Origin of the sequence: Mesorhizobium sp. M1365 (assembly GCF_040317865.1) — a bacterium.
Taxonomy (GTDB): Bacteria; Pseudomonadota; Alphaproteobacteria; order Rhizobiales; family Rhizobiaceae; genus Mesorhizobium.
Window position 1 is genome coordinate 1 of the sequence record NZ_JAMYLG010000023.1, and the last position, 24,226, is coordinate 24,226.

A 24,226-nucleotide genomic window follows, 5' to 3' on the forward strand; every position below is an offset into this window, starting at 1 on the left:
CGATCCCATGTTCGCTCTCCAGTTCCTGGCGCACCACATCGGCGTTGCCGCCATGGCGGAAGAAGCGCTCCCGCAGCCAATCGTCCAGCCCGTCAAACGCGGTCCGCCGCACAGGCTTGCGAAACGGAAAAGTCCCACCCTCGCGCAGATACCGACGCACCGTGTTGCGCGCGCATCCGAATTCCTTCGCAAGTCGCTTCGCTCCCCAGCCAAGCTCATGCAGCCGCAGCATCGCTGCCACTTCTTCAGGCTGAAGCATCTCCTCCCCCCGCATCGTTCTCGACAATGCAGGAATCGCCGAAATCTCAACCGTCATCCATGCCTCCTCTCATAACCGAGGGGTCAGTTCTTCATTTCGTCAGGGGGTCAGTTTCTCAATTCGGCCGACACATTGGGCAGCGGAGTGCAAGCGGGCAGGTCGCTCTGGCTATGCCCGGGACGAGCGGCTCACTGGCGAGCGCATCGGCGAGCAGGCGCATCTGCTGTCGCGTGCGGCGGGTCGGCCGCTAGTCGTGATGGCGCGTTATAAGCAGGAGCTCCACCTCCTAGGCGACGACTATTTAGTCGCCAAGGTCGAGCGCTTCCTAAACGGGGACGCGCCTTTCGAGTGGGTGGACGAGGGTGGTGACGGCGTCGTCATGGACGTTCTGTGGCAGCCACTGCACAGAGTGATGGCCCACGACGACATCTATTTCGGTTCCAGCCGCATGTTCGAGCTGCTGGTAGGCGCGTACGACCCTTCGATCGATTTCACGATGGTAGGCGACTGGGAAGCGGCCGAGGGGCGCCCGCTGCACGCGACCTGGGTCGACCACGTCAGTCTGGTGGCGTGGCGCAGCGTCTCTGACGAAGCAGCGCGGCGCAAGGCGATGCACTTCCGCGGGCTCGTCTCGCGCGCCGCCAATCAACTCCCCGGCGACCGCCCAGGGGTTGTTCACGTCGGCTACGAGGCGGTCGGCGGCAACAGTGCCGACGGCCGGCGTCACCAACTCAACCGTCGTGAGATGCGCACGTTCGAGGCGGGCGCCACGGGACTGCGGATGGTCTATGGTAATTACTTTATGAACGAGCTCGTCACATCGCGGAACGAGAGCGCGGCGGTGATCGAAACCATGGCTTGGTACCCAGTCGGTGGGAAAGGGGGTCGAGGTCCGCTGCCCGACCACATGCTCTTCATTGATGAGGATGGTGTGCCGGGATCGCATTTGTTCTGACTGGGCCACGATCTACCGTCTTCTGCGCCATAGTAGTGATTGCCATTCAATCCCCACGAGCAATTTTCAATCTTGGCAGGGGCGTTGCTTATAACCTGCCAGGAGCCGGTATTGAAATCAGCCGTCGCCTGCGACAACGCTGGCGCAAGTAGTAAGCGTCAAGAATTCGGTCGACCACCTAGGAGCAAGCGGCACTTCCGTCGCCGGTATTGACCCTGATGTTCGCGAGGGGCCTTGCGGGACGCATCGGCGCGAGTAGAAATGATCAGGTTAAGCTCACCAGAGTCGCCGCGCATGCTCCGAGCCCGTAGGTCGGATCGGCCCGCGACAAAATCATCGTTGCAGTTTCTGGCAACCCGGGTGAGTGGATACTGATCTGAAGTAGGGATCTGCCGCCTGACAGGAAACTTAGTAAATGACGCCGGAAGAGATAAGCCGACTGCAGCGCTCCTTCCTGCAGGATATAGAAGCCCTTGCGCGCATGGTCTACACCTATCGGACGCCGGTTGCAGAAGCCGATATACGTCTGGCGAGCTCGATCCTGCGGAAATGGCTTGTAGACGGCGGATTGCTTGGCCGTATCTGTCATGCCGGCCAACAGAGGCCGACCTTTCGCGTCCTCGATAATGACGAATGGCTAACCACCTTGCGGACCGATCCTGGCTTGACCTACGCGCTAACCGGCGGCGCATTGTTTAATGGCAGGGCTTTCAAGATGTACTATCATTCGACAACGCCCGAGCCGCTTGAGTTAGTGAGAAAACTCGACCTGCCAGGCTACAAAACGGTGTCACTGAGCGCCTTTATCAATCAGAACCGCATCATATTCAAAGGACAGAACATCATTTTGTCCGAGATCATCACATTCGCAGCGAATAAGCTCGGCGGCGTGCACTACGACGCGAACCGAAATGAAAGGCAGAGGCTTCTGGAGGAGGCCTCGAATCACATGACATTCGGTGGGCCGCTGGACCGTATCGGGGTCAAGCCACCAGGCACACTCTACGTGTGCCTGGAACCTGAGGGAGATCAAATCCTGAGCGGGTTCCATGTTGAAATCATTGCCGCTGCCAGCTCTCTCATCCAGATGGAACTGGATGGCCAGCCGTTGTTCGAACTGAAAACCAAGCCAAAATGGTATAAGAATTATGGTTTTTTCAACGACCGCGCAGCTGACGGCCAACAACGAAGATACTTAGAATTCCCAGCAATGACGAAGAAACTGAGACCTGATGTGTTGTGAATAGCGCGACGCGTCCACATTTATGGCGTCGTCGCCGGATAGCAGCAATCAACGAGGCTGTGGATAGATCCGGAAGTTCAACGGTAACTACCCGCTATACTCATCCTGATTGCGGCCAAGCGGCTTCTGGCATTCAATCAGTCCTCGAACAGCCGACCATCCACCGCCTTGATGTACCGCAGAAACGCAGCAATGCTGTCGAAAATGAAGCGCGCCTCATCTGGTTGGATCAGGTAGGGATTGTCGTGTGCCAATGACTTGTTGTTCCGAATTGTATTGAACGACTCGAATACGCTAATTGAGCTTTTGATTATGCGCTCCGACATCTCGGTTAGATTGCGTTGCGCAGTAAGCAGTTTAACGTACCGACCGACCCTGGCGTGCAGCGCATCGTTCTCCCCGCACTCGCCCCCACCTTGTTTGCGCACCAGCGAAGCGAACCGCTTCATGCAGTACGTGTGCAGACGGTCAAGACCCGCTTGGGGCTTCTTCGCATCAAGATCACGACGGATCGCCGCAATCAGCTCGTCCAGTGTCTGACTCGGTTCGAACGCCTCAAATGCGGATGAGTCGATGTGATCGCTCGCGCCTTCAAATATCGCGACAACGGCAAAGTAGTTATCTCTGATGCCGACGCTTGGCCACGACAAGGATTCGCGATACTCCCACAGGTTGCGAAGCGCCTTCGCAACCACGCCAGCAGGCGCCTTTTCGATGAACGAGCGGAGCCGCTTCGCCTTCGACGTTCCCCTGCCGTCGAAAAGATTCGAGACGGGAATGTCGACACTCATTTCCTCAAAGAAGAAGTCCGCAAAGGTACGGTCGCTAAAATCGAGGACGTATCCAGAGTCCATAGCAAGCGCCCTTTCGAACGAATCACGTAGGCGTCTTGGGATGAGCTGCTCGTAGGTGTTTGACATCATGGACGATGCTTAGGCGAGACTAAAACCGCTCGCAAGAGCGGCACGATCCGCTCTTGACGCCTTCGCTGCATCTTCTCTGCCGCGATTAGGGGGAAGCGGTCGTCTATCTCGAGTCTAGTTTTAGGACATTTGCGCCGACCTGAACGTCTGCTATCGGCTGCTCGGACGCTGAGAACCGACAAGTCCGCTTTTGATGCGGTTGTCTAATCGCCGCTGGGACGTCAAGCATGTAATTGCGTCGAGACGACGCTGCCGGGTGCATGGTTGTCTTCGCGGTCGACATCAGTCGCCGCATGATGGAGCTCCGCGGACGAGCCTTCAATGTGGACGACGCACTTTGCTGAGACAGCGGTGCAACCCCATCAGCGGAATGGCTCGGCTCACGTCCCGGCAGGGACGTCTCAGGCGCTCAGATCCTGAACGCTATTCGCAAGATTTCATGCTGTGGCGCCTGCATTTCGATCAAAGAACTCACCGGTCTTGAGCATCGAATGCATTATCACCGCCAGTTTGCGCGCCACAGCCACGGCAGCTCGTTTGAAGCCAACCCTCTCCCGGAGCTTGAGGCCCCACGTGCGCAGGCTGCTGTCGATCGAGCTGCGTGTCAGGATGACCGCCGCAGCCTCATAGAGAGGTCCCCGCAAATGTCGATCGCCGCGTCGGGATATATGGCCGTCATAATCGACTTCTCCCGATTGGTAGCGGCGAGTTGTCAGGCCGATCCAAGCGGCAACAGAGCGGGACTTCTTGAAGTTGCCCGGATCTTCAATGGCAGTGGCGAAAGAGGTTGCGGTAATGGCGCCGATGCCGGGGATCGACATGAGTATGCGGCATGCTTGGCTTTGACGTGCATCTGCGACAAGCTGGCGCCCAAGCTCGGCGGCACGGTTGCGAATGCTGCGCCAGGCTTCCAACATCGGTAGGACGACAGGAGCAAGCTCGCTCTGATCGATAAGAAGGCTCCGGACATTCTTTTCGAATGTAGTTCCCTTACCGGCGGGAACGAGCAAGCCGAACGTTTTCATGATCCCTCGGATCTGGTTGGAAAGCTCGACGGTGATCCGGACCAGCCGAGTGCGTGCTGCCACGAGCGTGCGGGTCAACATACTGTCGAAGCCTTTCACGCGCACCTCGCGAAAGAATCCTGCTTCAGCAAGACGCGCCAAACCATCGGCGTCATTCGCATCCGTCTTGTTCGCCGCCATATCGAGAGCGGCTTTGGCATGGCGCGCATCGATGCAGATGGCTGGCAATCCCTCGGCGCGCAGCGCATGATAGAACCAAACTGACAGCGGGCCGGTTTCGAACACGACGCGCTTTGCGGCCGGCGCCCGCTTGCGGACAAGCTCGGCAATGATCCTGGGATCAGATGCGCACTTCCCGCGCCAGATCCGTTCGCCTTCACGGCGGATCGACACTGCCGTCTCTTTCATCGACACGTCGAGACCGATATGTTCTTCCATGGCTGTTCTCCGTTGATGCTGGGCCCGGCGTCCAGTCGTGAGCCCGTATTTCATCTTATCGGGGAACAGCCACCCTCCAAGACTATGGTCGGTTCCAGGGCGCGTCGCTCCCGCGATTACCCCATGTGGACGGCTCTCCTCCCTCCTGCGGTATCATCGCGGGATTAGAGCTGGAGGAGCGCTATGATGAGCAACGTTACGACAATCGGTCTGGATATTGCGAAGTCCGTGTTTCAAGTCCACGGCGTGGATGCGGCTGGTGAGGTCGCAGTTCGCAGGAAGTTGACGCGTGGGCGTGTGCTGCCGTTCTTTGAGAGCTTGCCGCGATGCCTTGTCGGGATCGAGACGTGCAGTTCGTCGCATTATTGGGCTCGCGAGCTAATCGCACGTGGCCACGATGTGCGGCTGCTGCCGGCACAGTATGTGAAGCCGTATCTGAAGCGACAGAAGAATGATGCTGCAGATGCAGAGGCGATCTGCGAGGCCGTGACACGACCGACGATGCGCTTCGTGCCGGTGAAGTCGCCCGAGCAGCAGAGTGTGATGATGCTGCACCGGGTTCGTTTGATGCTCAATCGCCAGCGCACACAGATATCGAACGCGTTGCGGGCGCACCTATCCGAGTTCGGGGTCGTGGCGCCGATCGGGCGTAATGGAATTGAGCAACTTCTCGTGGTCATCAACGACGAGAACGATGCCAGGATACCGGCCGACGCACGGCTTTGGCTGAGGATGCTTGAAGCACAGCTTCGTGTCGTGAAGGAACAGATCCTCGAAAACGATCGGCGGGTCCGTGCGAGTGCGCGAGAGACTGAACTGGGTCGCAGGTTGATGGAGATTCCGGGCGTTGGCCCGCTGCTGGCGAGTGCGTTCGTGGCGGCCGTCGCCGATCCGCACGCATTCAAGTCGGGGCGATGCCTCTCGGCTTGGATCGGGCTCGTGCCGAAGCAAAACTCGAGCGGGGGTAAGGAGAAGCTCGGCAGCATCTCCAAGGCAGGTAATCGCTACCTGCGCCAGCTGCTCGTCGTCGGGGCGATGGCCGTCATCCGCTACGCGGAGCGGAACGGGACCAGGCGCCCCTGGCTCGTGCAGTTGATGGCACGACGAACGACCAAGGTCGCGGCGGTTGCGCTGGCTAACAAGACAGCCCGCATGGTCTGGGCATTGATGACCGGCGGCGAGCGCTACAGGGAGCCGGTCATCGCATAGAACGAAACAAGGCGTGCTATCGCCGACGAGGTTGGAAAGGGCGGACAGGAGCTAATGCACAAAGCCGGTTGAAACCGCCGGATCGGGAAAACCCACTGGGGCCGTGCACCATAAGTGCGAGCTTTCGATCGGGACCTGAGACGCGCGAATGGCATTATGGCCAGCGGCGCATGAAAGGCCGCACCTACAGGTCGGATACATGGCCGCACCAACCAGCAACTGCAAAAGCTCACAAATCCTTTGCCAACGGAGAGCCGTCCATACACGGCCCCATTGCTGCCATTTCTGAACTCCCGCATTTTGGCTTTTCCAGCGCGAAATTGGTCTTAGGCGATGAGTGGAAAACGGCCATATGTTCCTGGTTTGTGCTCGAAAAGTCGCATAATTGGCAAACTGAAACCGGGTGCCAATCTCATCTTCGGCTGAGGTGATAAGGCTGGAGAATGAGCGACAAGCCGCCGCGCGTCCGGCGCGTTACGCTTCCGGAGATGGCTCTTGAAGGCGATGTCGCCGACGCTTCGGCCGGCGGCGAGCCACTCCACCGCTTTGAGGGGTTTCGCCTGCTGCCGCCAGGCGCGAAAACTCATGCCAGCCTCCGACTGGAAGTGACGCTGGAGGCTGCGCGGGGACATGGCGGCGCATGACGCAATCTCATCGAGCGGCCAGTCTGCACCCGGGTCGTTCCGGACGTCTTCGGCGAGGGCCCGGAGGCGTTCGGATATCGGCGAGGGAAGAGACAACGGCGCGACCGGGCTCGCCCGGAGCTGGTCGAGAATGACAGCGACCAGTCGTTCGGCGCGGGCGCTGCCGGCCTCCGCACGGGTACTTCGAGAAACGCCAGGATGAGTTCGCGCAGCAGCGGCGTCGTCCCGATCACGGAGGCATCCGAGGGGGCGTTGGTGCATCGGTCCGGACTTGAGCGGATGTCGATCTTTGAAGCGGCAGACTATGCCGTGGCCGCCTTGCGGCGGGCGGATTTCGGGCGTGCGCAGGCAAGCATGCGGTTGAGGACGGCGCAGCCGATGGCGACTTCGGTCTGCTGAACGGGAAGCGACCGTGCCCGCAAACGCCGCCCGATGGTGGACTTGTATCGCCCCATGGCGGTCTCGACCAGCGAGCGCTTGCCATAGCCGTTGGAGACCTGCCATTTCATCCGGCCGTCTCTGCCGATTGCGGCGATATGCTGGTCCCTTTGGCCGGCAGGTCTATGGTCGAATGGTTCGACCGCGTTGACACGAGGCGGAATGACGATGGCGACAGCCGCGCTGTGATTGATGACTGCGTCGTAAGTCGGTTTTCCGTCATAGCCGCCGTCAGCAGTAAACTGTCCGATCGGACCGCCAATCTGGTCGAGTAGTGGCTCAACTTGAGAGACATCGCCAGTGTCCTGATCACTCAGGGTATGGGCAATGATCTCGCCGCTGTCGGCATCCAGTGCCAGATGCAGCTTGCGCCAACTGCGACGGGATCTGGCGCCGTGCTTCTCCTCCAGCCACTGACCCGCGCCGTAGACCTGCAGGCCGTTGCTGTCAATGAGAACATGCACTGGTCCCTCCGGCGGAACCTGGCGATCATGCCGTTTGTTGGGCGATTGCCATGTCCGCGCCCGACGGCTCAGGGTGGTATGATCGGGGACAGCGAGCGCCAGCCCCATCAGTTGCAGCACCGATTCCAGCAAGCCTTCTGCCTGGCGCAGCCGCAGGCCAAACACAAGGCCCAGCGTCAAGGTGGTCTCGACCGCCAGATCAGAATAGCGGTGCTGGCCGCCACGCGTCTTGGCGCTTGCCACCTGGACAGGGCTTCCGGCGTCACCCACAGGGTCAAACTGCCGCGATGACGAAGTCCTGCCTCATATTCTGGCCAGTTCGTCACCCTGAACTTCATCTTCTCAATATGATGGCGGCGGCTGGCATTGTGTTTGAAAGGCATGGCTACGCTACACAGGCTATTGCGGTTACCGGTTGCCTAAACCCACACCAATAAAAGATCCGTGCACCAACGCCGCCGGGCTGCACCGTCTCGCACTGCATCAACGCCGGCGCGGGTCACAGGCTGACCCTGCAGCACGGCATGGACGAGGTTGAAGAAGTCACGGCCGACATCGTCATCCTGGCCACCGGTTACGAGAACGCGGTGCCAGGCTTCTTGGAACCGATCGCGGACCGGCTGGAACAAATCGCGAATGAGTTGGCTGTTCGCGAGGATTTTTCGGTGTGCTGGGACGGACCGCGTGAAAGACGCATCTTCGTACAGAACGCGAACCTTGGGCAGCGCGGGCTCGCCGATCCGAATCTTACCCTGCTGGCCTGGCGCGCGCCGCATCCTCGACAGCCTTCTGGGGCGCGCGCCATGCGCGAACCCCGAGCATCCTGGCTTCATCAGCCGTACCTCAATCGAGAGCTGGCCCGACCCCGTGGCCGAAGAAATGGGCAGCGGGATATGACTCGTCGACTACTGATCATCGGCGGGGCATCCAAGGAATGATGTCCGCCTCCGCTGCGGCGAAGGCCGGAGCCTTCTCCGAAATCATCGTGACTGAACAAGCCCTTGGACCCATCGGCGCATCGCATTATTCTGGGGGCGTGCATTTCCCCTAGGGGGCGCGGCGAGCGCGCCAGAGTCGGCGCAAAGTATCGAATGTTTGCGCGGATCGCGGCGATGGTATCGAGGGCCGACTGGCTGCAGCCGAGCGGACAAAATCCCCGTGCCTGGTCGCAAACCTCGAGCGCAGCGGCGGTCGCGATCATGTGTGGCAACATCCTCTCGCGATTGCGCCTGGTCATTCCGTTCGATTCACCGAGTTCGGCGAAGGCCGCGGTTCAGGTGGCCTCAAGCCTGAAAATTCGAGTCCTTCACGGGGACCAATTCCCTTGCCTGGCCTCGCAGAACCTGTTTCCGGCGGATCAGTAAGGGCAACCAGGCTTCGGTCCAATCAAGCATGCTGCGACCGCTCACGGTGCGATCCTCGCACCCAAATCCAGCCGCTTGTGATCTGCAATGAGGATGGAGGGCTGCAGCAGGACGGAAGCAGAACGGGCCTGTTCTAGAGGCTCGTATTCCTAAGCAAAACATCGCCCTCCACTCCGCGTGGATAGCGGGTCAGCAATTCGAACGAAGGCAAAAGATCAAGAATGGCTTGCAGGGACAGCTGACCTTCATAGAGCTCGTGGTCGCTATATTCCGTGTAGATAAAGCGCGTGTTGCTCAAGGTCTGTATGCCGCCAGCAATGACATCTGACTCGGCTCCCTGCACATCCATCCAGATGAAATCGATCTTTTTCAGGTTCGCTTCGCTGCACCAGTCGTCAAGCCTTCGAGTTTCAACTGACATGGGGCGATCGAACCGAACCCAAGCATGTTCGACAAGATGATTCTTGGGTCGGCGTATCGAGCCAGATTGGTCCCATTCCTCCGCGCTTCCTTCTCCATTGCTTGGATGGAAATCAATCGTGCCATTTCGGTTGCTGAGCGCGATTTCAAACAGTTTCACCTTGTCCAGGTACGGATTCATGTTTTTCTTAAAGCGAGCAGCCGCGCGAGGGTCTGGCTCAAAGCAGTAGAGCTGTGCCTTCGGGCAAAGGCTGAGAAAACGTCGCGTATCGGTTCCGTCATTGCAGCCGATGTCCAGGATGACGGGATCGGTTTTTTGCAGAAGTGAAACGATATGCCGATGTACTTTTAATGAAGAGATCGGCTCCTGCATATGTATTTCCATCGAACTTTACCTCAACGCCTCAATTGCACACGCGACATCCTGGAAGGTATATCAACCGGAACTCCGGGGGCTAGCGCTAGCCAACTGCGATTTTTTTCGAATGATCCCGCCTCGACCGCGCCGGTCGGTCCATGAATCTTTCGGAAGAAGTTGGACAGTTTGACTAGTCGGCGAGTGGCAGCTCGCATTCTCAGTAGACCTGTTCTCCCGGCCGACGTTTTCATATCCGCTATTCTCTATAATTCGTAAAATCGATTGTATTGATGGAACGCATCCGCACGATGGATGTTTGGCAAGCCATGCACCTGTGATTGGCCGGGAGAGGACTACGTTCGCCGGGTGGCGCTTACGTGGACCCGATCACGCTTCGAGGATGGACTAAGGGCGGATTTCTTCCAGGCCCAGTGTAGATGCTATGGCCGGCGGCGAGCGTGTGGCACCCTCGGCGCTGTTGAGCAGCTATCTAAGGAGCGTCCCCATGTCACCATTCTTTGATGCAAGCAGATCCCTTACCGCCCGGCGTTGGTGCACGGATCTTTTATTGGTTTGGGTTTAGGCAAGCGGTAACCGCAATAGCCTGTGTAGCGTAGCCATGCCTTTCAAACACAATGCCAGCCGCCGCCATCATATTGAGAAGATGAAGTTCAGGGTGACGAACTGGCCAGAATATGAGGCAGGACTTCGTCATCGCGGCAGTTTGACCCTGTGGGTGACGCCGGAAGCCCTGTCCAGGTGGCAAGCGCCAAGACGCAAGACACGTGGCGGCCAGCACCGCTATTCTGATCTGGCGGTCGAGACCACCTTGCCGCTGGGCCTTGTGTTTGGCCTGCGGCTGCGCCAGGCAGAAGGCTTGCTGGAATCGGTGCTGCAACTGATGGCGCTGGCGCTTGCTGTCCCCGATCATACCACCCTGAGCCGTCGGGCGCGGACATGGCAATCGCCCAACAAACGGCATGATCGCCAGGTTCCGCCGGAGGGACCAGTGCATGTTCTCATCGACAGCACCGGCCTGCAGGTCTACGGCGCGGGTCAGTGGCTGGAGGAGAAGCACGGCGCCAGATCCCGTCGCAGTTGGCGCAAGCTGCATCTGGCACTGGATGCCGACAGCGGCGAGATCATTGCCCATACCCTGACTGATCAGGACACTGGCGATGTCTCTCGAGTTGAGCCACTACTCGACCAGATTGGCGGTCCGATCGGACAGTTTACTGCTGACGGCGGCTATGACGGAAAACCGACTTACGACGCAGTCATCAATCACAGCGCGGCTGTCGCCATCGTCATTCCGCCTCGTGTCAACGCGGTCGAACCATTCGACGATAGACCTGCCGGCCAAAGGGACCAGCATATCGCCGCAATCGGCAGAGACGGCCGGATGAAATGGCAGGTCTCCAACGGTTATGGCAAACGCTCGCTGGTCGAGACCGCCATGGGGCGATACAAGTCCACCATCGGGCGGCGTTTGCGGGCACGGTCGCTTCCCTTCAGCAGACCGAAGTCGCCATCGGCTGCGCCGTCCTCAACCGCATGCTTGCCTGCGCACGCCCGAAATCCGCCCGCCGCAAGGCGGCCACGGCATAGTCTGCCGCTCCAAAGATCGACATCCGCTCAAGTCCGGACCGATGCACCAACGCCCTTCTAGGGGAGATTCTCTTTTGCCATCAGTCTCGCTCATTGGTACCTAGGCTGTGCAACGCGCAGGTAGCCACAATGGCAAAACGACCTAGCGCGCTTCAGCCCGTTCCCCCCAAAGCTTCCGAATAACCGGCTCGTACTCCGGCCTTGAATAGAATTGGCAGTCGGGCTGCCGCGGGCGCAGCGTTCGTCCCCGTGCGATTGGCAAGTCCATGGATCGATCGACCAATAGTTTGTGGTGGCTAAGCCTGCAAACGACCTGAGCATCTCAACTGCCATCAGTACGCCGGCCGGCCGATGCTATTGTGCAAGTTTCGCAGCACTGCGGGTGGCGATATCGCCCAAGACAGCATGAAGAAGCGTTCCAACTTCCTGTTCGGCGACCCCGGGTGCAATTCCTGATTCGGACAGTTGAACGAGAATTGCCTTGGCGGTGTTGCGCCAGAAGGCGTTCGCGTCCTCCCCGTTCTTGAACTCCAGGACCCGGGCGATCCCTTCGACCAACTTCCGCCGCCGATGCAGCGGAAACGCGCTTATGTTTGAATCACACATCGATCACCTCACCCCTTCAGTCGCGCGAATAAGCATTGGCGGGTGAGAAAATTTGGTTAACAGCGCTTTTTGGACAATGGACAGCAATGGAATAAAGCGTCTACCCAACAAGCCAAGAGGTGTGCCGCGTGTTGATGATCGGCGCGTGCTGAACGGCATCTTCTGAGTGCTGCGCTCCGGTGCTCCATGGCGCGACCTGCCTCAGAGCTATAGCCCGCGCACCACCTGTTGCAACCGCTTCGTCCGATGGCGAAAAGCAGGTGTGTGGCTGCGCAGTAACGAGTCTACGGCCTAAGGTTTGCGGAGCCTCACGCCGGCGCGGCTGCCGTTCTCCGGGATGAACTCGACGCCGGCGGCCTAGAGGGCGATGCGCAAGGCAGCAACGGTTCGCTCTTGTGTGGGGCTCTGTCGGGCCGCGACATCTACTTAATGTCTACTCTAGACAGTCGCCGCGACCATAACTTTGATAGCAAGTCAGGGTCGCGGGATGCCGAGCCGCTTGAAATACCGAGTTAGGTCCGGGTGCTCGCGATCGTCCTGCCTCAACCGCGCAAGCGCGTCATCATCGCCGGCGAGCGCCATACCAAACCGCGAGCGCTTATTCTCCACGGAGCACCGGGCATTGTCTGGTTGTGAGGACGGTGCTTGATAACCAGCCGCCTGAGTGTGTCGTCGCTTACGTTGTAGTCGTGCCCTGAACAGATCAATGGCCCTCTGGACCGTGATCGCCTCTGCCCGTGGATGTAGAGCGGCCGAAGCCGTTCGCCTGTTTCCGGCGCTGTTTTTGACAGGGACCGCATTGCTCATTCGGCCGAAGCGCGCTCTATAGGTCGAGAGGGGGTCTTCGCGCGAGCCAATTATCCGATCACCCGATCAGAAACTCTAGCTAAAAAAATTGCTGACTGTTGCGGCCAGCACCGTGCCAATTTGTACGATTCGTACATGGCGTTGATGTCGGTCAGGAAGTGAGTAGATTCCCTTTCGGCGTGTCCCTGGGGAGGGCTGGATGAGCGTCGCGCAAAGGGTCGGTCCGCTTCTAGAGCAAGCAATCACTGTACTCCTCAACAGGGCGGACCGTCGCGACACGGTCTCGATAAATGCGGCGCTACGCGAAGCGCGGGAGGCTGCGCCTTATTTGGTGGCCTCCGACGAAGAACTAGCCGAGGCGATCGTCGAGGCAGCAACTGCCATGGGCCTCTGCGTGGCTTTCGACTGTGGCGAGTAGCTGTCAGCCAACTTCAGTCACTGTGGCATCGCAACAAAGCGCGCCGTCCTGCGCTATTTTCCCATTTTCAACAGTTAGAGGTAATCCGCAATTACCTTCGCAACCTGCTGCCTGTAGAACGGGAGCTGCCGGCTGAGCGAAGGTATTTGCTGGAGGAACTTGATAAGGTCGACAAAGAGTGACCGCATGGCCCGCCACTGGTTCAACCCTCCGGTCCCGGTCAAGACCGAGCGTCCCGGGATCATCCGCAACGTCAACAACGCCGAGGCAGCCGGGGAGGAGCTGATGAAGGGGACCAAACGTGGCCTTGCTGGGACCTCGCGATGCGTGTTTGCATGGCCGTACCCATCCGGTGAAGCCTTCACCGGATGGGTACAACAGCACCGCGAAGCTGACCGGCTGAACAAGGCATACAATGGAAAATTTCGCATACTGAAGGGCATCGAGGCGGACATCCTGGCAGATGGCTCGCTCGATTACCCGAATCATATCTTGGAGCAGTTCGATTTCGTCGTCGCGAGCGTGCACAGCCGCTTCAAGTTGCCCAAGAAGGAACAGACGGAGCGTATCATTGAGGCGATCGGAAATCCTCGGACGACAATCATCGGGCACATGACCGGTCGCCAGCTGTTGCGCCGGCCCGGTTATGATCTCGACGTCGACAAAGTCCTCAAAGCGTGTGCGAAACACGGCGTCGCTGTCGAAATCAACGCACATCCGTGGCGACTCGACCTCGACTGGCGCTGGCATCAAAAGGCACTCGATCAGGGCTGCATCTTCAGCATCAATCCGGACGCTCATTCGATTCGCGAGCTCGACCACATGCATTGGGGTGTCGAGATGGCGCGCAAGGGCGGTGTCCCTGCGAAGCGGGTCCTGAACGCGATGCGTTTGACGGCCCTCCTTGCGCATCTCGCACGGCGCAGGCAAACGTTTTAACCTGCCTGTGCGCCCGGCCTATCAGCGCAGGAGTCCGTCATTCTCAAAATCTTCCCAGCCGCGCAAACTGGAGTGCGAGTTCTCATCGGGGCCATGGCCAGCTGAAGCTGCAGTTCCGCGACCGCTTCTTTGAGCACGTTTCATAGCGGCCTTCCCCGCGGCTCGCCGCCTATTGTCTGCAGCTGTCGCTGCGTCCTGTTCGCGCCAGACCGTAACCAGGTCGCGGTCAAGCACATCCTCCACGTGCTGCGGGTCGAACACGTGAAAGGTGATGTTCCTTGCCCGCCCGCGGAGTTTCACCGTTTTCGTCCCGGCGCTCTGCAAGCGACCATCTTTCAACCAGCGGTGCCGTTCGGCCGTCGAGATCGTCAGAATGTCCTCGATTTCACGGGGGATTACGGGCAGGTCTTCGATATTATGCAGTGCTTTGGATACGATCCCGAATACCACCTGCACATCATTCTCGGCGCCCTCAGACAGGCGCAGGGTAAGCACGCGGGACTCGATATTGAGCAGTTTCCTGAACTCCGTTGGAAGGCGGGCGCGTATTTCGAGAAAAATACCCCTCGCTCTGACGGACGATCCAAACGTTGCAGCCGGGGTTAAAGGCCACTCTCCAATCAGCTTCGCTGTTGCATTGATTTTTCGGCGCGTGGACATGCCCCTTTATATAGGTCACCGATTGTCGGCAGCGACGAGCCGATCGCAAAGCCAATATGAGTTCTAATCCGCCAGCGGTCTGAACCACGATGCACTAAAGGCGCAACCACGATTGTTAGCGGGGCCGCTTGCACTTCGGCTAACAGGAAGCGGCAGAGTTGATCTCAAAGTGCGATATCAGGCGCGTTGCCGCCTGGCGGCTTTTTGGGGGCCGCAACCTGACCGTCCGTGATTGGGAGCCACATGACTAAAGCGGCTGTTCCGCTATTGAGCCTCGACATGCGTTTTCCGGACCCACCCCGTCGGATTCAATCGCGAATCCCGCATCGATCGCGCTTCGCGCAATGACATCGCCAAGTTGCCAGTCCGTGAGTTCGCAAAAGGGAAGCATTCTCCTCACGGTGTGGCTAACCTCCGATATCGAAATGCTCGGGCTGCCGATGTTGTCGATCAGGTGGCGGACAATCGCTTGGCGAACGTCCGATAAGGTAGGCGTCTGCGCGAGCGCAGGCATCACCGGCCCTATGAATGGAGCCGTGGTTCTGCGGCCACGGCTGTTTTTAAGTCGAACGCGACTGGCACACCGTGAATAATGGATGCTGCCGCCAAGAGCTCCTCCAGCTCGCGGTCGGTGGCCCTGCATGCGGGCATGAGTGTTCGGATGGCGCGGATTGCCTGTGCTATCGAAAGGAAGTGGGCCTTGCCTCTGGAGAGAACATAGGCTTCGGCGGCTCTTTCAACCATGACTGTGTCAAAAGTGGTGGTCATCGAGAATTCCTCCCTGAACCCTGACCCACACGATTTACGGCACGAATTCGGTAGCTTGCAAGGGTTTGTCTGATTTAGGACAGTTAGGCGGAGGCTAGGCCGAAGTGACTTTGCTCCTCCTCCCCGTAAGCACCATGCGTGAGTCGTATCATTCCAACGCGGTCGATAATCGTGATCTCGCCGCGCTTGGCGTGAACCAGCCCCCGATATTCAAGCATTTGGAGGGCCGTGGTAACGCCGGGGCGCTGGGCACCAAGCATTGTCGCCAGGAATTCATGCGTCAGGTAGATCTTATTTCCTTCGACGCGGTCTTGGACCATCAGCAACCAGCGGGCCAAGCGCTCCTCGATTTTGGAGTGGCCGTTGACCAGTGCCGTCCGGGACGACTGGATGAGGAACGCGTGGGCATAGCGAAGCAGTGACTCGCGAAGGGATTGGCTCTCCGCAATCGCAGAGCGAAGAGCTTCAACCGGGAGGATCCAGCCATTACCTGCGACTTGGATATAGGTTTCATTGGGCGACTTGTCCTGGCCGAGAATAACGGCAACTCCTGTCATGCCGTCGTGGCCGACGATGCCGACCTCGCTTTGCCGCCCTCCGGTCATCGTAGCGACCACCGACGCGATGCCCATCTCTGGAAAATACACACGCTCGATCGGCTGATAAGAGACTTCCAGCTGGTCTTTGATGTTGAGTTCGACGTGACGCAGTGACGGCCTCAAAAGCGCGAAATCCTCCGAGGAGAGGGTTTTCAATACATGGTTGCGAAGAAGGGATTGGGGCATGGCTCTCTCTCCCATGCGGGCAAGAGCACGTACCTCTTACTGTCGGCTGCGTCCGACGCGCTGGCGGCCGATGTGGGAAGCATAGGCTTCAAATGTGCGGTTGGCAAAGAGTCCGTGCCTGGCGAAAGGCTCGGGGAATGTCGGCTTGAGTCCCGTAGGTGGTGGGCGCTTCTTATGACTTATGAGGCCGGTCACGAATGTCCGGAACCGGCCTAAGCAGATCGGCAGGTTTCGAGCATCGAGTTGGCAAAAGCAGTCGTTCAGCTCACGTGTGAGTTTCGGGCGCCGTCGCCTTGCGCTTACCGACATTGTGCTTCACCCGTTCCGGCCCTCTTCTTAAGCGCAGTAACTTTGAAACAAATCCTGCCGGCAGGCGTTCCAGCATGGCGGGCGGCGTTGCCGGAGGACCCAATGCCCGACGAATACAATGACATCGTCATCCCCCAAGACCACGATGCATCGCCACTTCGGGAGGAGGAGTATTTCGTCCTCTGCCCGGCGTGCGGCCAAGGGTTCGACATCAGGTGTATGGCAGAGGCGCTTCATCACAACGAGCTAGGCCACGAGCCATACGACCTCGACTCGTAGTCGGCAGTGATCGACGACCGTCGATGATCGTTTGGAGATGTCCCTTCAGGCCTCTATACGAGCCGGGTCGAGACCAGCACCGAGGGTAAGCTCTCGCTCATCTGGCCGGTCGCGTTGCCGACCGATCGGCCTGACGAATCCCTGTCGCGAGGGCGGATCTTCGCCGGCAACTTATGTCTTGACGATACCTTGCGGGCTTTCAGCAACGACTTGATGCCGTTGTGGTCGTCGTCGATGCGGCCGCGGCCGACCGAAAGCTCGACAATGTATGCACCGCATGCGACAGTTGTTGTTCATCCAGGGCGACGGCGCCTACTCCACCGCAACCATGTCGCCCAGTTCTGTCACGACACTCCGAAGCAGACCTGCTCCCGGCATCGGGTGCCGGGACCAACATGTGATCTCCATAATGCGTAAGAGCCGGAGGCCCATCGTCGGCGACAAGGCGCTCATTGCAGAGAAAGGTTAACGATCGATCGGATGCCCGCGTGCCTTCACGCGCAATGTTGCTGGGCGCCTCCTTCGACAGCGCGCACATGCGACACGTCCTCGCCGCGCGCGCCGCCTGTTGCCGAGAGCGACGATCGCGAATGCGCGAACGGCTGGACGGCAGGTGAAGCGGGGTCGCGATAGGCGCACATCGATGCTCGGCTGGCGGCAACTTGCTCGCCAGCCGAGTTTATCTTTGCCGGTGGTCGGGGGAGACCAGCCAGCCACACGCTGGTGATTCCAACCCGAGCCGATGTGCCAATCAGCAACCTTCGTCGGTCTTTTTCACCTGGCCCGGCGCGGCGGTATTGGCTGTCGTGTCCTGCTGACCTGGCGCAGCCTGCTGAGCGCTGCCAGTCTGCTGGCCGGGCGCGCAGTCTCTGGCCGAGTTCTGATTTGTGGTGCCGCTGGTGGTGGTCGTGTCGGTGCCCTGATCGCCGGACATGTTGGTCCCGCTGCTCGTCGTGCCGGTGCCCTGATCCGTCGTGCTGGGCACGGTTGTGGTGGTCGAGGTGCCGCTCGTCGAGGTTCCGCTCGAAGTTCCGCTCGTCGTCTGGGCAAAGGAAAGCCCAGCCGACACCGCCAGCACGGCCGAAGCCAAAAGGATGCGTTTCATCTTCTTTCTCCTGTCTGAATGCGCGGGATGCGCCTGGCAAATCGAACAGGCAGACAGAAGGAGTGTTCCCCGATGAAGTTCAACTTTTGTAACTCTGGTCCTAGGTCAGCCTCAGGATGACGGGCGTATATTAGAAGCCTCTTGAAGAAGACGCTGCCCGCACCAGAATCCATGGCATGGCTCGCGAAATAGGCATTGGTGACCAGGTGGCGAGTGCTGCCACGGTTCGAAGGCGGATAACAGAGGACTGCGTAAGCCGTCTCTATCCCAGGTGACGACTTCCCACATCCATCATCGACCACACCAAGGTGAACCGAGGCCAGCAAATCGACCTAAAAGGCGAGGTCACGCGCATCGACGAGGACACCGTGACGATGGACCTCGGGCCGCTGGTCACGGTCGACCGTGACAAGGTCCGGTTGGTAGAGAAATATAGGCCGCCAAACCGACGAAAGGCACTTGTCGTTGCCCCGGATTAGAACCGACAACATCGCGACAGGCTATGAGGGCAGGCCGCATGACGGGCCGGTAGAGGACGAGTCGAAGCACTTGGTCTACTGCCCAGTCTGCGGCCAAACGTTCGACGCGCGCGACCTTGGACAGGTCTTCCACCACGCTGAGTCCCAGCACGAGCCGCTTCCGGTCGAGCAATAGTCCAGCTAGTTGAGCTCCGGCGGCAGACCGACGTCGAGACCCTTCAGCGCGCCACCGCGTACGTTGGATGAGAAAAGGTGCTGCGTGCACCGCGCCTTCCCCGCGCGCCGATGCTCCACCTGGACCGCAAAAAAGTCCCGCCGCACTGCCAGAACGGCGGGACCGATCAAACGCTTTGCACCAGGCGGGGGGATGCGGGGGGTTGGGCTTGCCAGGTGAGCGCGGACCGTAACCAACCCTAAGCGCCACAGCGGCAACGCGTCCACCAACTGCCGGTTGGAGCGATAGGACGACTGAGCCGCCGGCAGGTCAGGTCATCCCGGGTCGCTATCGCTCGCAACCAGACGGTAGCGGAAATTGTTGCGGATGTGGTCGTTGAAATAGCGGCCCTTGGCGAACGCGGCCCGGAACGCGGCAAAGGTTTCCGGCGGTACCCCCTCAAACTCGTACCGTTTACGGCTGGCGACGAACCACACCGAGAGGGTTCTTCTATCCCGATCATATTCCATCTTGCGGATCGAAGTAGATGGCATGAGCACCACAGCCCCAGGGCCCGCGCCTTGCGGGGAGCGCGGGCCGATCGGGATACCGATCTGCAGCAATACCTGGAGGGGGAGGATTCGCTGGGTGCACCGAACTTTCGCGGCGGTCCCGTGTTCCCAATCGAGATACACAAAAAGCTGGCTGCACCTTTCGGCATCACGCGGACGTTGGATTTGTGAGAAAGCGCGAGCGTCAATACTAACTTCTGGTGATGGAATTTTCCCGTGAGATAGGCACGCTCCACGGCGAAAGGAGTGCCCCGCCATGACCGTCCTCGCCTACAACCTTGCCAATGACATCGAAGGATTGTGGAGGGTCGTCTTCGTGCCGGACGAACTGCATCTGTATGTGGAATTCAGCCAGCCAGACGCCGACACAAACCCGGCTGATTGGATGAGCGTTGATGATTTCCTTGCATGGCGGCCGAAAGGCGCACTCCACGAGCGAGCGCGCGACAGCTTGGTTTCGCTCATTTGCAAGGCGCTGACAGGGCGATGAGACAAGGGAAACCCGCACCGAGATCCAGTGCGAGCGCCGCGAGTGGGCCTAGGGCCCCACAAGCCAGTGCCACCCCGCCGCCGGCAAACCGCGGCGGGCGAGTGCCTCGGGGACACGATGGTAGATTGCTAATGCGTTCGCGCGTGTGGCCTTAAGTCGCAAACTATTGGCTTCAGAAGCAGGGCGTAGGGCTTCATTGATGGTGCTACCAACACCATATGGTGACCCATAGCCCTCCAAAACGAGAGAAGCTCGTCCCGACGGGTCGCACTGCGGCCGTCAGCTGGTAACTGCTACGAACTAGGAAACCATCATGCCTGAAAATATCAGACCAACTTCGAGAGATGTCCCCCTCATTCAGCTAGGCCTCTATCAGTGCCGCTTCCCGGTGAGCGAAGACGCTTCTGTACCCGGCGGTTATCGTTTTTGTGCTGGGCCAACTTCGCCGGATCGCGTCTACTGCGATCACCACCACCACATTGTGACCGCCGTGGACCCTCGTCGAGCCCGTTCGGGGGGTCTTCACCTCGCTCAACGACGCGCCGCGTAAGCCTGGCTGGCGGCGGCCTCCCGGCCAGGCGCTATGCGCTCCAAGGCCGCCTTGGCTACGACCTTTCCGTCGGCTCGGTCTGGCCCATCCTCCCTTATGCCGTCTTCGCCGATGTATCCCCCGTCGCCCGATTGAGAACGACGACTTCTCGCCGAGCCCTTCAGCTCGCTACTCGCACAAACGCGTCGGCTCCAAAGGTTTGTCTGTCAGCACATCTTCAATGTGCCCGCGCCTGAAGCCCCAACATCTTCTGCGACCAAACCGCGTACCTGGCACTGCCGATCGGTTGCTGCGGCGGATTTTCGCTGTTCGCAGCTGAACAATGCCTATCAACCTTGTCATCGCACCTGGTCGCATGTAGCGGCCGTTCGAATTCTCATCGCTCGGCGCGATGTTTGGTCCGTCTGGCCAGAAGAGCGGAGCAAGCCATTGACACCCACGAAGTTGCTGATTGGGCAGATCGCTGTCGTATTCGCAATTGTCATTCTTGGCGTGTGGACTGCAACCCAATGGTGCGCCCACATGCTCTCCTATCAGCCGTCACTCGGCCCACCATGGTTTGTGACAGTCGGCTGGCCGATCTACCAGCCGTGGAAGCTGTTCGAATGGTGGTTCCAATTTGACGCCTATGCGCCTGAGGTCTTTGACAAGGCTGGCATACTTGCCGGAGCCAGTGGGTTCCTGGGCTGTGCCGCCGCGATAGCTGGGTCCCTCTGGCGCGCACGGCAGCGGGGGTTGGTCACCACCTATGGGTCCTCACGATGGGCCATGAAGCTGGAAATCGAGAAGGCGGGGCTGTTTCAGCCGGCCGGCGTTTTCCTTGGCGGACTGAATTATCGCTATCTGCGCCATGACGGACCGGAACACGTCATGGCCTTTGCGCCGACACGTTCGGGCAAGGGCGTCGGACTCGTTGTTCCAACCCTTCTTTCCTGGACCGGCTCGGCCGTCATTCACGACATCAAAGGCGAGAACTGGCAGCTGACCTCTGGCTGGAGGTCGAAGTTCTCGCACTGTCTCTTGTTCAATCCGACCGATCCGAGATCGGCGCGGTACAACCCCCTGCTGGAAGTGCGCAAAGGTCCAGATGAGGTCCGCGACGTTCAGAACATCGCCGACATTCTCGTCGATCCGGAAGGCGCGCTGGAACGGCGGAACCATTGGGAGAAGACCAGTCATTCACTTCTAGTTGGCGCCATCTTGCACGTGCTCTACGCCGAAGAGGAAAAGACACTCGCCCGTGTCGCCACCTTCCTGTCGGACCCGCAACGCTCATTCGCTGCGACACTGCAGCGGATGATGACCACCAACCACCTCGGCACGGTGGACAAGCCCCAGGTCCATCCGGTCGTAGCCTCGGCGGCTCGTGAGGTGCTGAACAAGTCAGAGAACGAGCGCTCAGGCGTTCTCTCGACCGCCATGTCGTTTCTCGGGCTCTATCGAGATCCAACGGTTGCCGCGGCAACATCGGCCTGCGACTGGCGCATTGCCGACCTTGTGGATGCCGAGCGACCGATGTCGCTGTATCTGGTCGTGCCGCCGTCGGATATCTCGCGCACTAAGCCCCTGGTGCGATTGGTGCTCAATCAAATCGGCCGGCGGCTGACCGAGCGCCTGGAGGGCGATCCAAAGAAGACCCGCAAGCATCAGCTCCTGATGATGCTGGATGAATTTCCGGCGCTGGGACGGCTCGATTTCTTCGAGACTGCGCTCGCCTTCATGGCGGGTTACGGCATCCGCGCCTATCTCATCGCGCAATCGTTGAACCAAATCTCCAAGGCCTATGGCGAGAACAACGCCATTCTCGACAATTGCCATGTGCGGATTGCCTTTTCCTCAAATGACGAGCGCACGGCCAAACGCATCTCGGACGCGCTCGGTACCGCGACGGAACTCAGATCGATGCGCAACTATGCCGGCCATCGGTTGGCGCCCTGGTTGTCCCACGTCATGGTAAGCCGCCAAGAGACCGCTCGCCCCCTGCTGACGCCGGGTGAGGTGATGCAGTTGCCGCAGGCTGACGAACTAATCCTGGTTTCGGGATTGCCGCCGATTCGCGCCAAGAAGTTGCGTTATTACCAGGATCCGAATTTCACGGAGCGAGTGCTGCCTTCGCCGGTGCTGCGCGACGGTGCCTACGCGGATCGGCCCACGTCGCGCCCGGACGATTGGAGCGGACAGGTGCGCGGCGTGGATCGGCGTCTTGCTGGCGATGACGACAGTGCCGGCGCGGCAATCGAAGACGGAGGTGTCCAGCAGCAGCGCCATCCGGGCCTGCGCGAAGAACGGACCCTCGTCGTCCAGGAGCCTGATCAGGGCGATCTGTTCACGCCCGCAGACGATGACTGCGAGACGCTCGCCGACAAGCGCGTCATGGATCGGATTTCCACCGCAGCACGTGCGTACGGCCTCAATGAGGGAATGGGCGACGACAAGGACATCGTGCCCGGCTTCTGAACGGCGCGCCATACGCGGGCGCATCTCAGCGTAGATAACGGCCGTAAGCGATTTCGAGGATCTCGACGATGCTCGTTCCCGTCCCCGGTGCATCAGCGCCGGTCAGAGGGAACAAGCAGCATGAAGCCCCACCGCATTCGTCACCAGTTTTTGCTTGGACCCGAGTTGAGCGAGAAGCTGGAGAACCTCAGCCGCAATCCATCGACCACCAAATCGGCCATTGTGGCGCACGCGGTCGAGGCCTTTATCGAGCGGCGTGGGGAGAATGAACTCGACCACCGCTACGGCAAGAGACTCGACCGTCTTTCCCGTGACCTCGGACATGTCAGGCGCGATGTCGAGATGATCCTGGAGAGCCTGGCGCTCTTCATCCGCTTTTCGATCACGCTTCATGCTCACACGCCGGTGCCGGACAAGGCGACGCAAGCGATTGCCCAGGAGCGCTTCGAGAAGTTCGTCGAACAAGTCGGCCGCCAAATCGCTTCCGGGAAACGGTCACTTGGCACCGACGATCGCAGGGGAGGGGAAGGATGAGTTCTCATCCGGAAGCCGACCATCGCCGCCGCGCCATGCTGCGCACCGCCATGGGTCCGGCGATCACCGAAGCCCTTGCCGATCCGACCGTCATCGAGGTGATGGTCAATCCCGACGGTGCGCTGCGGCTCGACCGGTTGGGTGAAGGCCGGGTCGACATCGGCGTGCACATGCATCCTTCTGAGGCCGAACGCATCATCCGCCTGGTCGCCTCCCACGTGCGCGCCGAGGCGCATGCGGACAATCCGATTGTCAGCGCCGAATTGCCATCGGGCGAGCGCTTCGAGGGTCTGCTGCCGCCTGTCGTGCTGGGGCCATGCTTCGCCATCCGAAAGCCTGCGGCGAAACTCTACACGTTGGCCGACTATGTCGCCGACCGGGTCATGCTGCCGCTGCAGGCCGATGCGCTGAAGAAGGCGGTCCGCCAGCGGCGCAACATCCTGGTCGCCGGCGGCACGTCGTCGGGCAAGACAACACTTGCCAATGCGCTGCTGGCACAAGCCGCCGATTGCGACGAGCGGGTGATCCTGATCGAGGACACGCGCGAACTGCAATGCGCGGCGAAGGATTGCGTTGCCTTGAGGACGAGGCGGGGGTCGGTCACGCTCGCCGATCTCGTGCGCTCGACCCTGCGGCTCAGACCCGACCGCATCATCGTGGGCGAAGTCAGGGGCGCGGAAGCCCTGGACATGCTGAAGGCATGGAACACCGGGCATCCCGGCGGCATCGCGACGGTTCACGCCAATTCGGCGCGCTCCGCTCTCTACCGTATCGAGCAGCTCGCCCAGGAAGCCGTCGTCACCGTTCCCCGCCGCCTCATCGCTGATGCGGTAGATCTGATCGTCTTCATCGCTGGGCGCGGATCCTCGCGCCGCATTGACGCGATCGCTGAGGTCACCGGTCTCGACAGCAGCGGTGATTACGCCGTCACCCCGCTCACGCTTCCGCAACTCCAGCAGTTTTGAA

The 24,226-nt window shown here is 59.8% G+C and carries 22 protein-coding genes and 5 pseudogenes; 15 read left to right on the top strand and 12 right to left on the bottom strand.

Features of this window, described 5'->3' with window-relative positions:
• The coding region (locus NKH04_RS21870) for a helix-turn-helix domain-containing protein (RefSeq protein ID WP_353044934.1) at positions 1-316 on the bottom strand (316 nt) is incomplete at its 3' end.
• A 199-nt stretch (positions 317-515) separates the two neighbouring features.
• Between NKH04_RS21870 and NKH04_RS21875 the strand changes: the two genes are divergently transcribed.
• Both NKH04_RS21875 and NKH04_RS21880 read left to right on the top strand, forming a co-directional pair.
• Positions 516-1,214, top strand: coding sequence for a hypothetical protein (locus tag NKH04_RS21875; RefSeq protein ID WP_353044935.1), 699 nt, complete (start codon positions 516-518; stop codon positions 1,212-1,214).
• A 415-nt stretch (positions 1,215-1,629) separates the two neighbouring features.
• Positions 1,630-2,457: a hypothetical protein gene (locus tag NKH04_RS21880; protein ID WP_353044936.1), complete on the top strand. Its 828-nt coding sequence runs from the start codon at positions 1,630-1,632 to the stop codon at positions 2,455-2,457.
• A 137-nt stretch (positions 2,458-2,594) separates the two neighbouring features.
• Here the strand turns inward: NKH04_RS21880 and NKH04_RS21885 are convergent, their stop codons facing one another.
• Positions 2,595-3,380 carry an abortive infection family protein gene (locus tag NKH04_RS21885; RefSeq protein ID WP_353044937.1) on the bottom strand — a complete coding sequence of 262 codons (786 nt, stop codon included), beginning with the start codon at positions 3,378-3,380 and terminating at the stop codon, positions 2,595-2,597.
• 437 nt (positions 3,381-3,817) lie between these two features.
• On the bottom strand, positions 3,818-4,843 hold the full coding sequence (locus NKH04_RS21890; RefSeq protein WP_353044938.1) for an IS110 family RNA-guided transposase: 1,026 nt from the start codon (positions 4,841-4,843) through the stop codon (positions 3,818-3,820).
• A gap of 186 nt (positions 4,844-5,029) precedes the next feature.
• On the opposite strand from NKH04_RS21890, the gene NKH04_RS21895 reads away from it, so the two are divergent.
• Entirely contained in the window at positions 5,030-6,052 is a 1,023-nt protein-coding gene (locus NKH04_RS21895) for an IS110 family RNA-guided transposase (RefSeq protein ID WP_353044939.1), read from the top strand.
• A 497-nt stretch (positions 6,053-6,549) separates the two neighbouring features.
• On the opposite strand, the pseudogene NKH04_RS21900 reads toward NKH04_RS21895, so the two are convergent.
• A pseudogene (locus NKH04_RS21900) lies at positions 6,550-6,938 on the bottom strand (helix-turn-helix transcriptional regulator); the annotation flags it as partial.
• A gap of 60 nt (positions 6,939-6,998) precedes the next feature.
• Positions 6,999-7,981: pseudogene (locus NKH04_RS21905) on the bottom strand (IS5 family transposase).
• Positions 7,982-8,122: 141 nt separating this feature from the next.
• Here NKH04_RS21905 and NKH04_RS21910 point away from each other — a divergent pair.
• Together NKH04_RS21910 and NKH04_RS21915 are read left to right on the top strand one after the other, a co-directional pair.
• The gene (locus NKH04_RS21910; RefSeq protein ID WP_353044940.1) at positions 8,123-8,536 is read left to right on the top strand and encodes a hypothetical protein; all 414 of its coding nucleotides are present in this window, start codon (positions 8,123-8,125) and stop codon (positions 8,534-8,536) included.
• A 153-nt stretch (positions 8,537-8,689) separates the two neighbouring features.
• A complete protein-coding gene (locus NKH04_RS21915) occupies positions 8,690-8,962 on the top strand; it encodes a hypothetical protein (protein ID WP_353038696.1) in 273 nt (90 codons plus the stop codon).
• Between the two features lie 133 nt (positions 8,963-9,095).
• On the opposite strand, the gene NKH04_RS21920 is transcribed toward NKH04_RS21915, so the two are convergent.
• Positions 9,096-9,743, bottom strand: coding sequence for an FkbM family methyltransferase (locus NKH04_RS21920; protein ID WP_353044970.1), 648 nt, complete (start codon positions 9,741-9,743; stop codon positions 9,096-9,098).
• 616 nt (positions 9,744-10,359) lie between these two features.
• On the opposite strand from NKH04_RS21920, the pseudogene NKH04_RS21925 reads away from it, so the two are divergent.
• A pseudogene (locus NKH04_RS21925) lies at positions 10,360-11,348 on the top strand (IS5 family transposase).
• 354 nt (positions 11,349-11,702) lie between these two features.
• Here the strand turns inward: NKH04_RS21925 and NKH04_RS21930 are convergent.
• On the bottom strand, positions 11,703-11,954 hold the full coding sequence (locus NKH04_RS21930) for a DUF6074 family protein (protein ID WP_023722593.1): 252 nt from the start codon (positions 11,952-11,954) through the stop codon (positions 11,703-11,705).
• Positions 11,955-12,030: 76 nt separating this feature from the next.
• Between NKH04_RS21930 and NKH04_RS21935 the strand changes: the two are divergent.
• The 3 genes and pseudogenes from NKH04_RS21935 to NKH04_RS21945 form a co-directional block, all read left to right on the top strand.
• Positions 12,031-12,228: pseudogene (locus NKH04_RS21935) on the top strand (transposase); the annotation flags it as partial.
• A gap of 732 nt (positions 12,229-12,960) precedes the next feature.
• Positions 12,961-13,179, top strand: coding sequence for a hypothetical protein (locus tag NKH04_RS21940; protein ID WP_353044941.1), 219 nt, complete (start codon positions 12,961-12,963; stop codon positions 13,177-13,179).
• 372 nt (positions 13,180-13,551) lie between these two features.
• Positions 13,552-14,118 (top strand): annotated as a pseudogene (locus NKH04_RS21945) (PHP domain-containing protein); the annotation flags it as partial.
• A gap of 21 nt (positions 14,119-14,139) precedes the next feature.
• Here NKH04_RS21945 and NKH04_RS21950 read toward each other — a convergent pair.
• From NKH04_RS21950 to NKH04_RS21960, 3 genes are all read right to left on the bottom strand, one after another.
• Positions 14,140-14,778 carry a hypothetical protein gene (locus tag NKH04_RS21950; RefSeq protein ID WP_352958876.1) on the bottom strand — a complete coding sequence of 213 codons (639 nt, stop codon included), beginning with the start codon at positions 14,776-14,778 and terminating at the stop codon, positions 14,140-14,142.
• Positions 14,779-15,300: 522 nt separating this feature from the next.
• Entirely contained in the window at positions 15,301-15,546 is a 246-nt protein-coding gene (locus tag NKH04_RS21955) for a hypothetical protein (protein WP_352784633.1), read from the bottom strand.
• 83 nt (positions 15,547-15,629) lie between these two features.
• Positions 15,630-16,331: a Crp/Fnr family transcriptional regulator gene (locus NKH04_RS21960; RefSeq protein ID WP_353044942.1), complete on the bottom strand. Its 702-nt coding sequence runs from the start codon at positions 16,329-16,331 to the stop codon at positions 15,630-15,632.
• A 411-nt stretch (positions 16,332-16,742) separates the two neighbouring features.
• Between NKH04_RS21960 and NKH04_RS21965 the strand changes: the two genes are divergently transcribed.
• Positions 16,743-16,919 (top strand): hypothetical protein, encoded by a 177-nt coding sequence (locus NKH04_RS21965; protein WP_353044943.1) that lies wholly within the window; start codon positions 16,743-16,745, stop codon positions 16,917-16,919.
• A 751-nt stretch (positions 16,920-17,670) separates the two neighbouring features.
• Here the strand turns inward: NKH04_RS21965 and NKH04_RS21970 are convergent.
• Positions 17,671-18,024, bottom strand: a complete 354-nt coding sequence (locus tag NKH04_RS21970) for a hypothetical protein (RefSeq protein WP_352772390.1) — start codon at positions 18,022-18,024, stop codon at positions 17,671-17,673.
• A gap of 308 nt (positions 18,025-18,332) precedes the next feature.
• Here NKH04_RS21970 and NKH04_RS21975 point away from each other — a divergent pair, with 308 nt between their 5' ends.
• Positions 18,333-18,503: a hypothetical protein gene (locus NKH04_RS21975; protein WP_353044944.1), complete on the top strand. Its 171-nt coding sequence runs from the start codon at positions 18,333-18,335 to the stop codon at positions 18,501-18,503.
• 489 nt (positions 18,504-18,992) lie between these two features.
• On the opposite strand, the gene NKH04_RS21980 is transcribed toward NKH04_RS21975, so the two are convergent.
• On the bottom strand, positions 18,993-19,280 hold the full coding sequence (locus NKH04_RS21980) for a KTSC domain-containing protein (protein WP_353044945.1): 288 nt from the start codon (positions 19,278-19,280) through the stop codon (positions 18,993-18,995).
• Between the two features lie 205 nt (positions 19,281-19,485).
• Between NKH04_RS21980 and NKH04_RS21985 the strand changes: the two genes are divergently transcribed.
• The 4 genes from NKH04_RS21985 to trbB all read left to right on the top strand — a co-directional run bounded on the left by NKH04_RS21985 (position 19,486) and on the right by trbB (position 24,225).
• On the top strand, positions 19,486-19,719 hold the full coding sequence (locus NKH04_RS21985) for a hypothetical protein (RefSeq protein ID WP_352508341.1): 234 nt from the start codon (positions 19,486-19,488) through the stop codon (positions 19,717-19,719).
• 979 nt (positions 19,720-20,698) lie between these two features.
• Complete coding sequence (locus tag NKH04_RS21995; RefSeq protein ID WP_353044946.1) at positions 20,699-22,726, top strand: conjugal transfer protein TraG; 2,028 nt, start codon at positions 20,699-20,701, stop codon at positions 22,724-22,726.
• Between the two features lie 120 nt (positions 22,727-22,846).
• On the top strand, positions 22,847-23,260 hold the full coding sequence (locus NKH04_RS22000) for a CopG family transcriptional regulator (RefSeq protein ID WP_352458763.1): 414 nt from the start codon (positions 22,847-22,849) through the stop codon (positions 23,258-23,260).
• Complete coding sequence (trbB, locus tag NKH04_RS22005) at positions 23,257-24,225, top strand: P-type conjugative transfer ATPase TrbB (protein ID WP_353044947.1); 969 nt, start codon at positions 23,257-23,259, stop codon at positions 24,223-24,225. The genes NKH04_RS22000 and trbB overlap by 4 nt, the downstream gene beginning before the upstream one ends.
• Position 24,226 lies beyond the last annotated feature (1 nt).

What these genes read in the sequence shown, in the direction of transcription:
- NKH04_RS21955 (WP_352784633.1), bottom strand. Translation starts at nt 15,546, where the DNA reads ATGACCACCACTTTTGACACAGTCATGGTTGAAAGAGCCGCCGAAGCC.
- NKH04_RS21965 (WP_353044943.1), top strand. Translation starts at nt 16,743, where the DNA reads ATGCCCGACGAATACAATGACATCGTCATCCCCCAAGACCACGATGCA.
- NKH04_RS21895 (WP_353044939.1), top strand. Translation starts at nt 5,030, where the DNA reads ATGAGCAACGTTACGACAATCGGTCTGGATATTGCGAAGTCCGTGTTT.
- NKH04_RS21915 (WP_353038696.1), top strand. Translation starts at nt 8,690, where the DNA reads ATGTTTGCGCGGATCGCGGCGATGGTATCGAGGGCCGACTGGCTGCAG.
- NKH04_RS22000 (WP_352458763.1), top strand. Translation starts at nt 22,847, where the DNA reads ATGAAGCCCCACCGCATTCGTCACCAGTTTTTGCTTGGACCCGAGTTG.
- NKH04_RS21950 (WP_352958876.1), bottom strand. Translation starts at nt 14,778, where the DNA reads ATGTCCACGCGCCGAAAAATCAATGCAACAGCGAAGCTGATTGGAGAG.
- NKH04_RS21960 (WP_353044942.1), bottom strand. Translation starts at nt 16,331, where the DNA reads ATGCCCCAATCCCTTCTTCGCAACCATGTATTGAAAACCCTCTCCTCG.
- NKH04_RS21985 (WP_352508341.1), top strand. Translation starts at nt 19,486, where the DNA reads ATGACCGTCCTCGCCTACAACCTTGCCAATGACATCGAAGGATTGTGG.
- NKH04_RS21970 (WP_352772390.1), bottom strand. Translation starts at nt 18,024, where the DNA reads ATGAAACGCATCCTTTTGGCTTCGGCCGTGCTGGCGGTGTCGGCTGGG.
- NKH04_RS21940 (WP_353044941.1), top strand. Translation starts at nt 12,961, where the DNA reads ATGAGCGTCGCGCAAAGGGTCGGTCCGCTTCTAGAGCAAGCAATCACT.
- NKH04_RS21885 (WP_353044937.1), bottom strand. Translation starts at nt 3,380, where the DNA reads ATGATGTCAAACACCTACGAGCAGCTCATCCCAAGACGCCTACGTGAT.
- NKH04_RS21890 (WP_353044938.1), bottom strand. Translation starts at nt 4,843, where the DNA reads ATGGAAGAACATATCGGTCTCGACGTGTCGATGAAAGAGACGGCAGTG.
- NKH04_RS21875 (WP_353044935.1), top strand. Translation starts at nt 516, where the DNA reads ATGGCGCGTTATAAGCAGGAGCTCCACCTCCTAGGCGACGACTATTTA.
- NKH04_RS21910 (WP_353044940.1), top strand. Translation starts at nt 8,123, where the DNA reads ATGGACGAGGTTGAAGAAGTCACGGCCGACATCGTCATCCTGGCCACC.
- NKH04_RS21930 (WP_023722593.1), bottom strand. Translation starts at nt 11,954, where the DNA reads ATGTGTGATTCAAACATAAGCGCGTTTCCGCTGCATCGGCGGCGGAAG.
- trbB (WP_353044947.1), top strand. Translation starts at nt 23,257, where the DNA reads ATGAGTTCTCATCCGGAAGCCGACCATCGCCGCCGCGCCATGCTGCGC.
- NKH04_RS21880 (WP_353044936.1), top strand. Translation starts at nt 1,630, where the DNA reads ATGACGCCGGAAGAGATAAGCCGACTGCAGCGCTCCTTCCTGCAGGAT.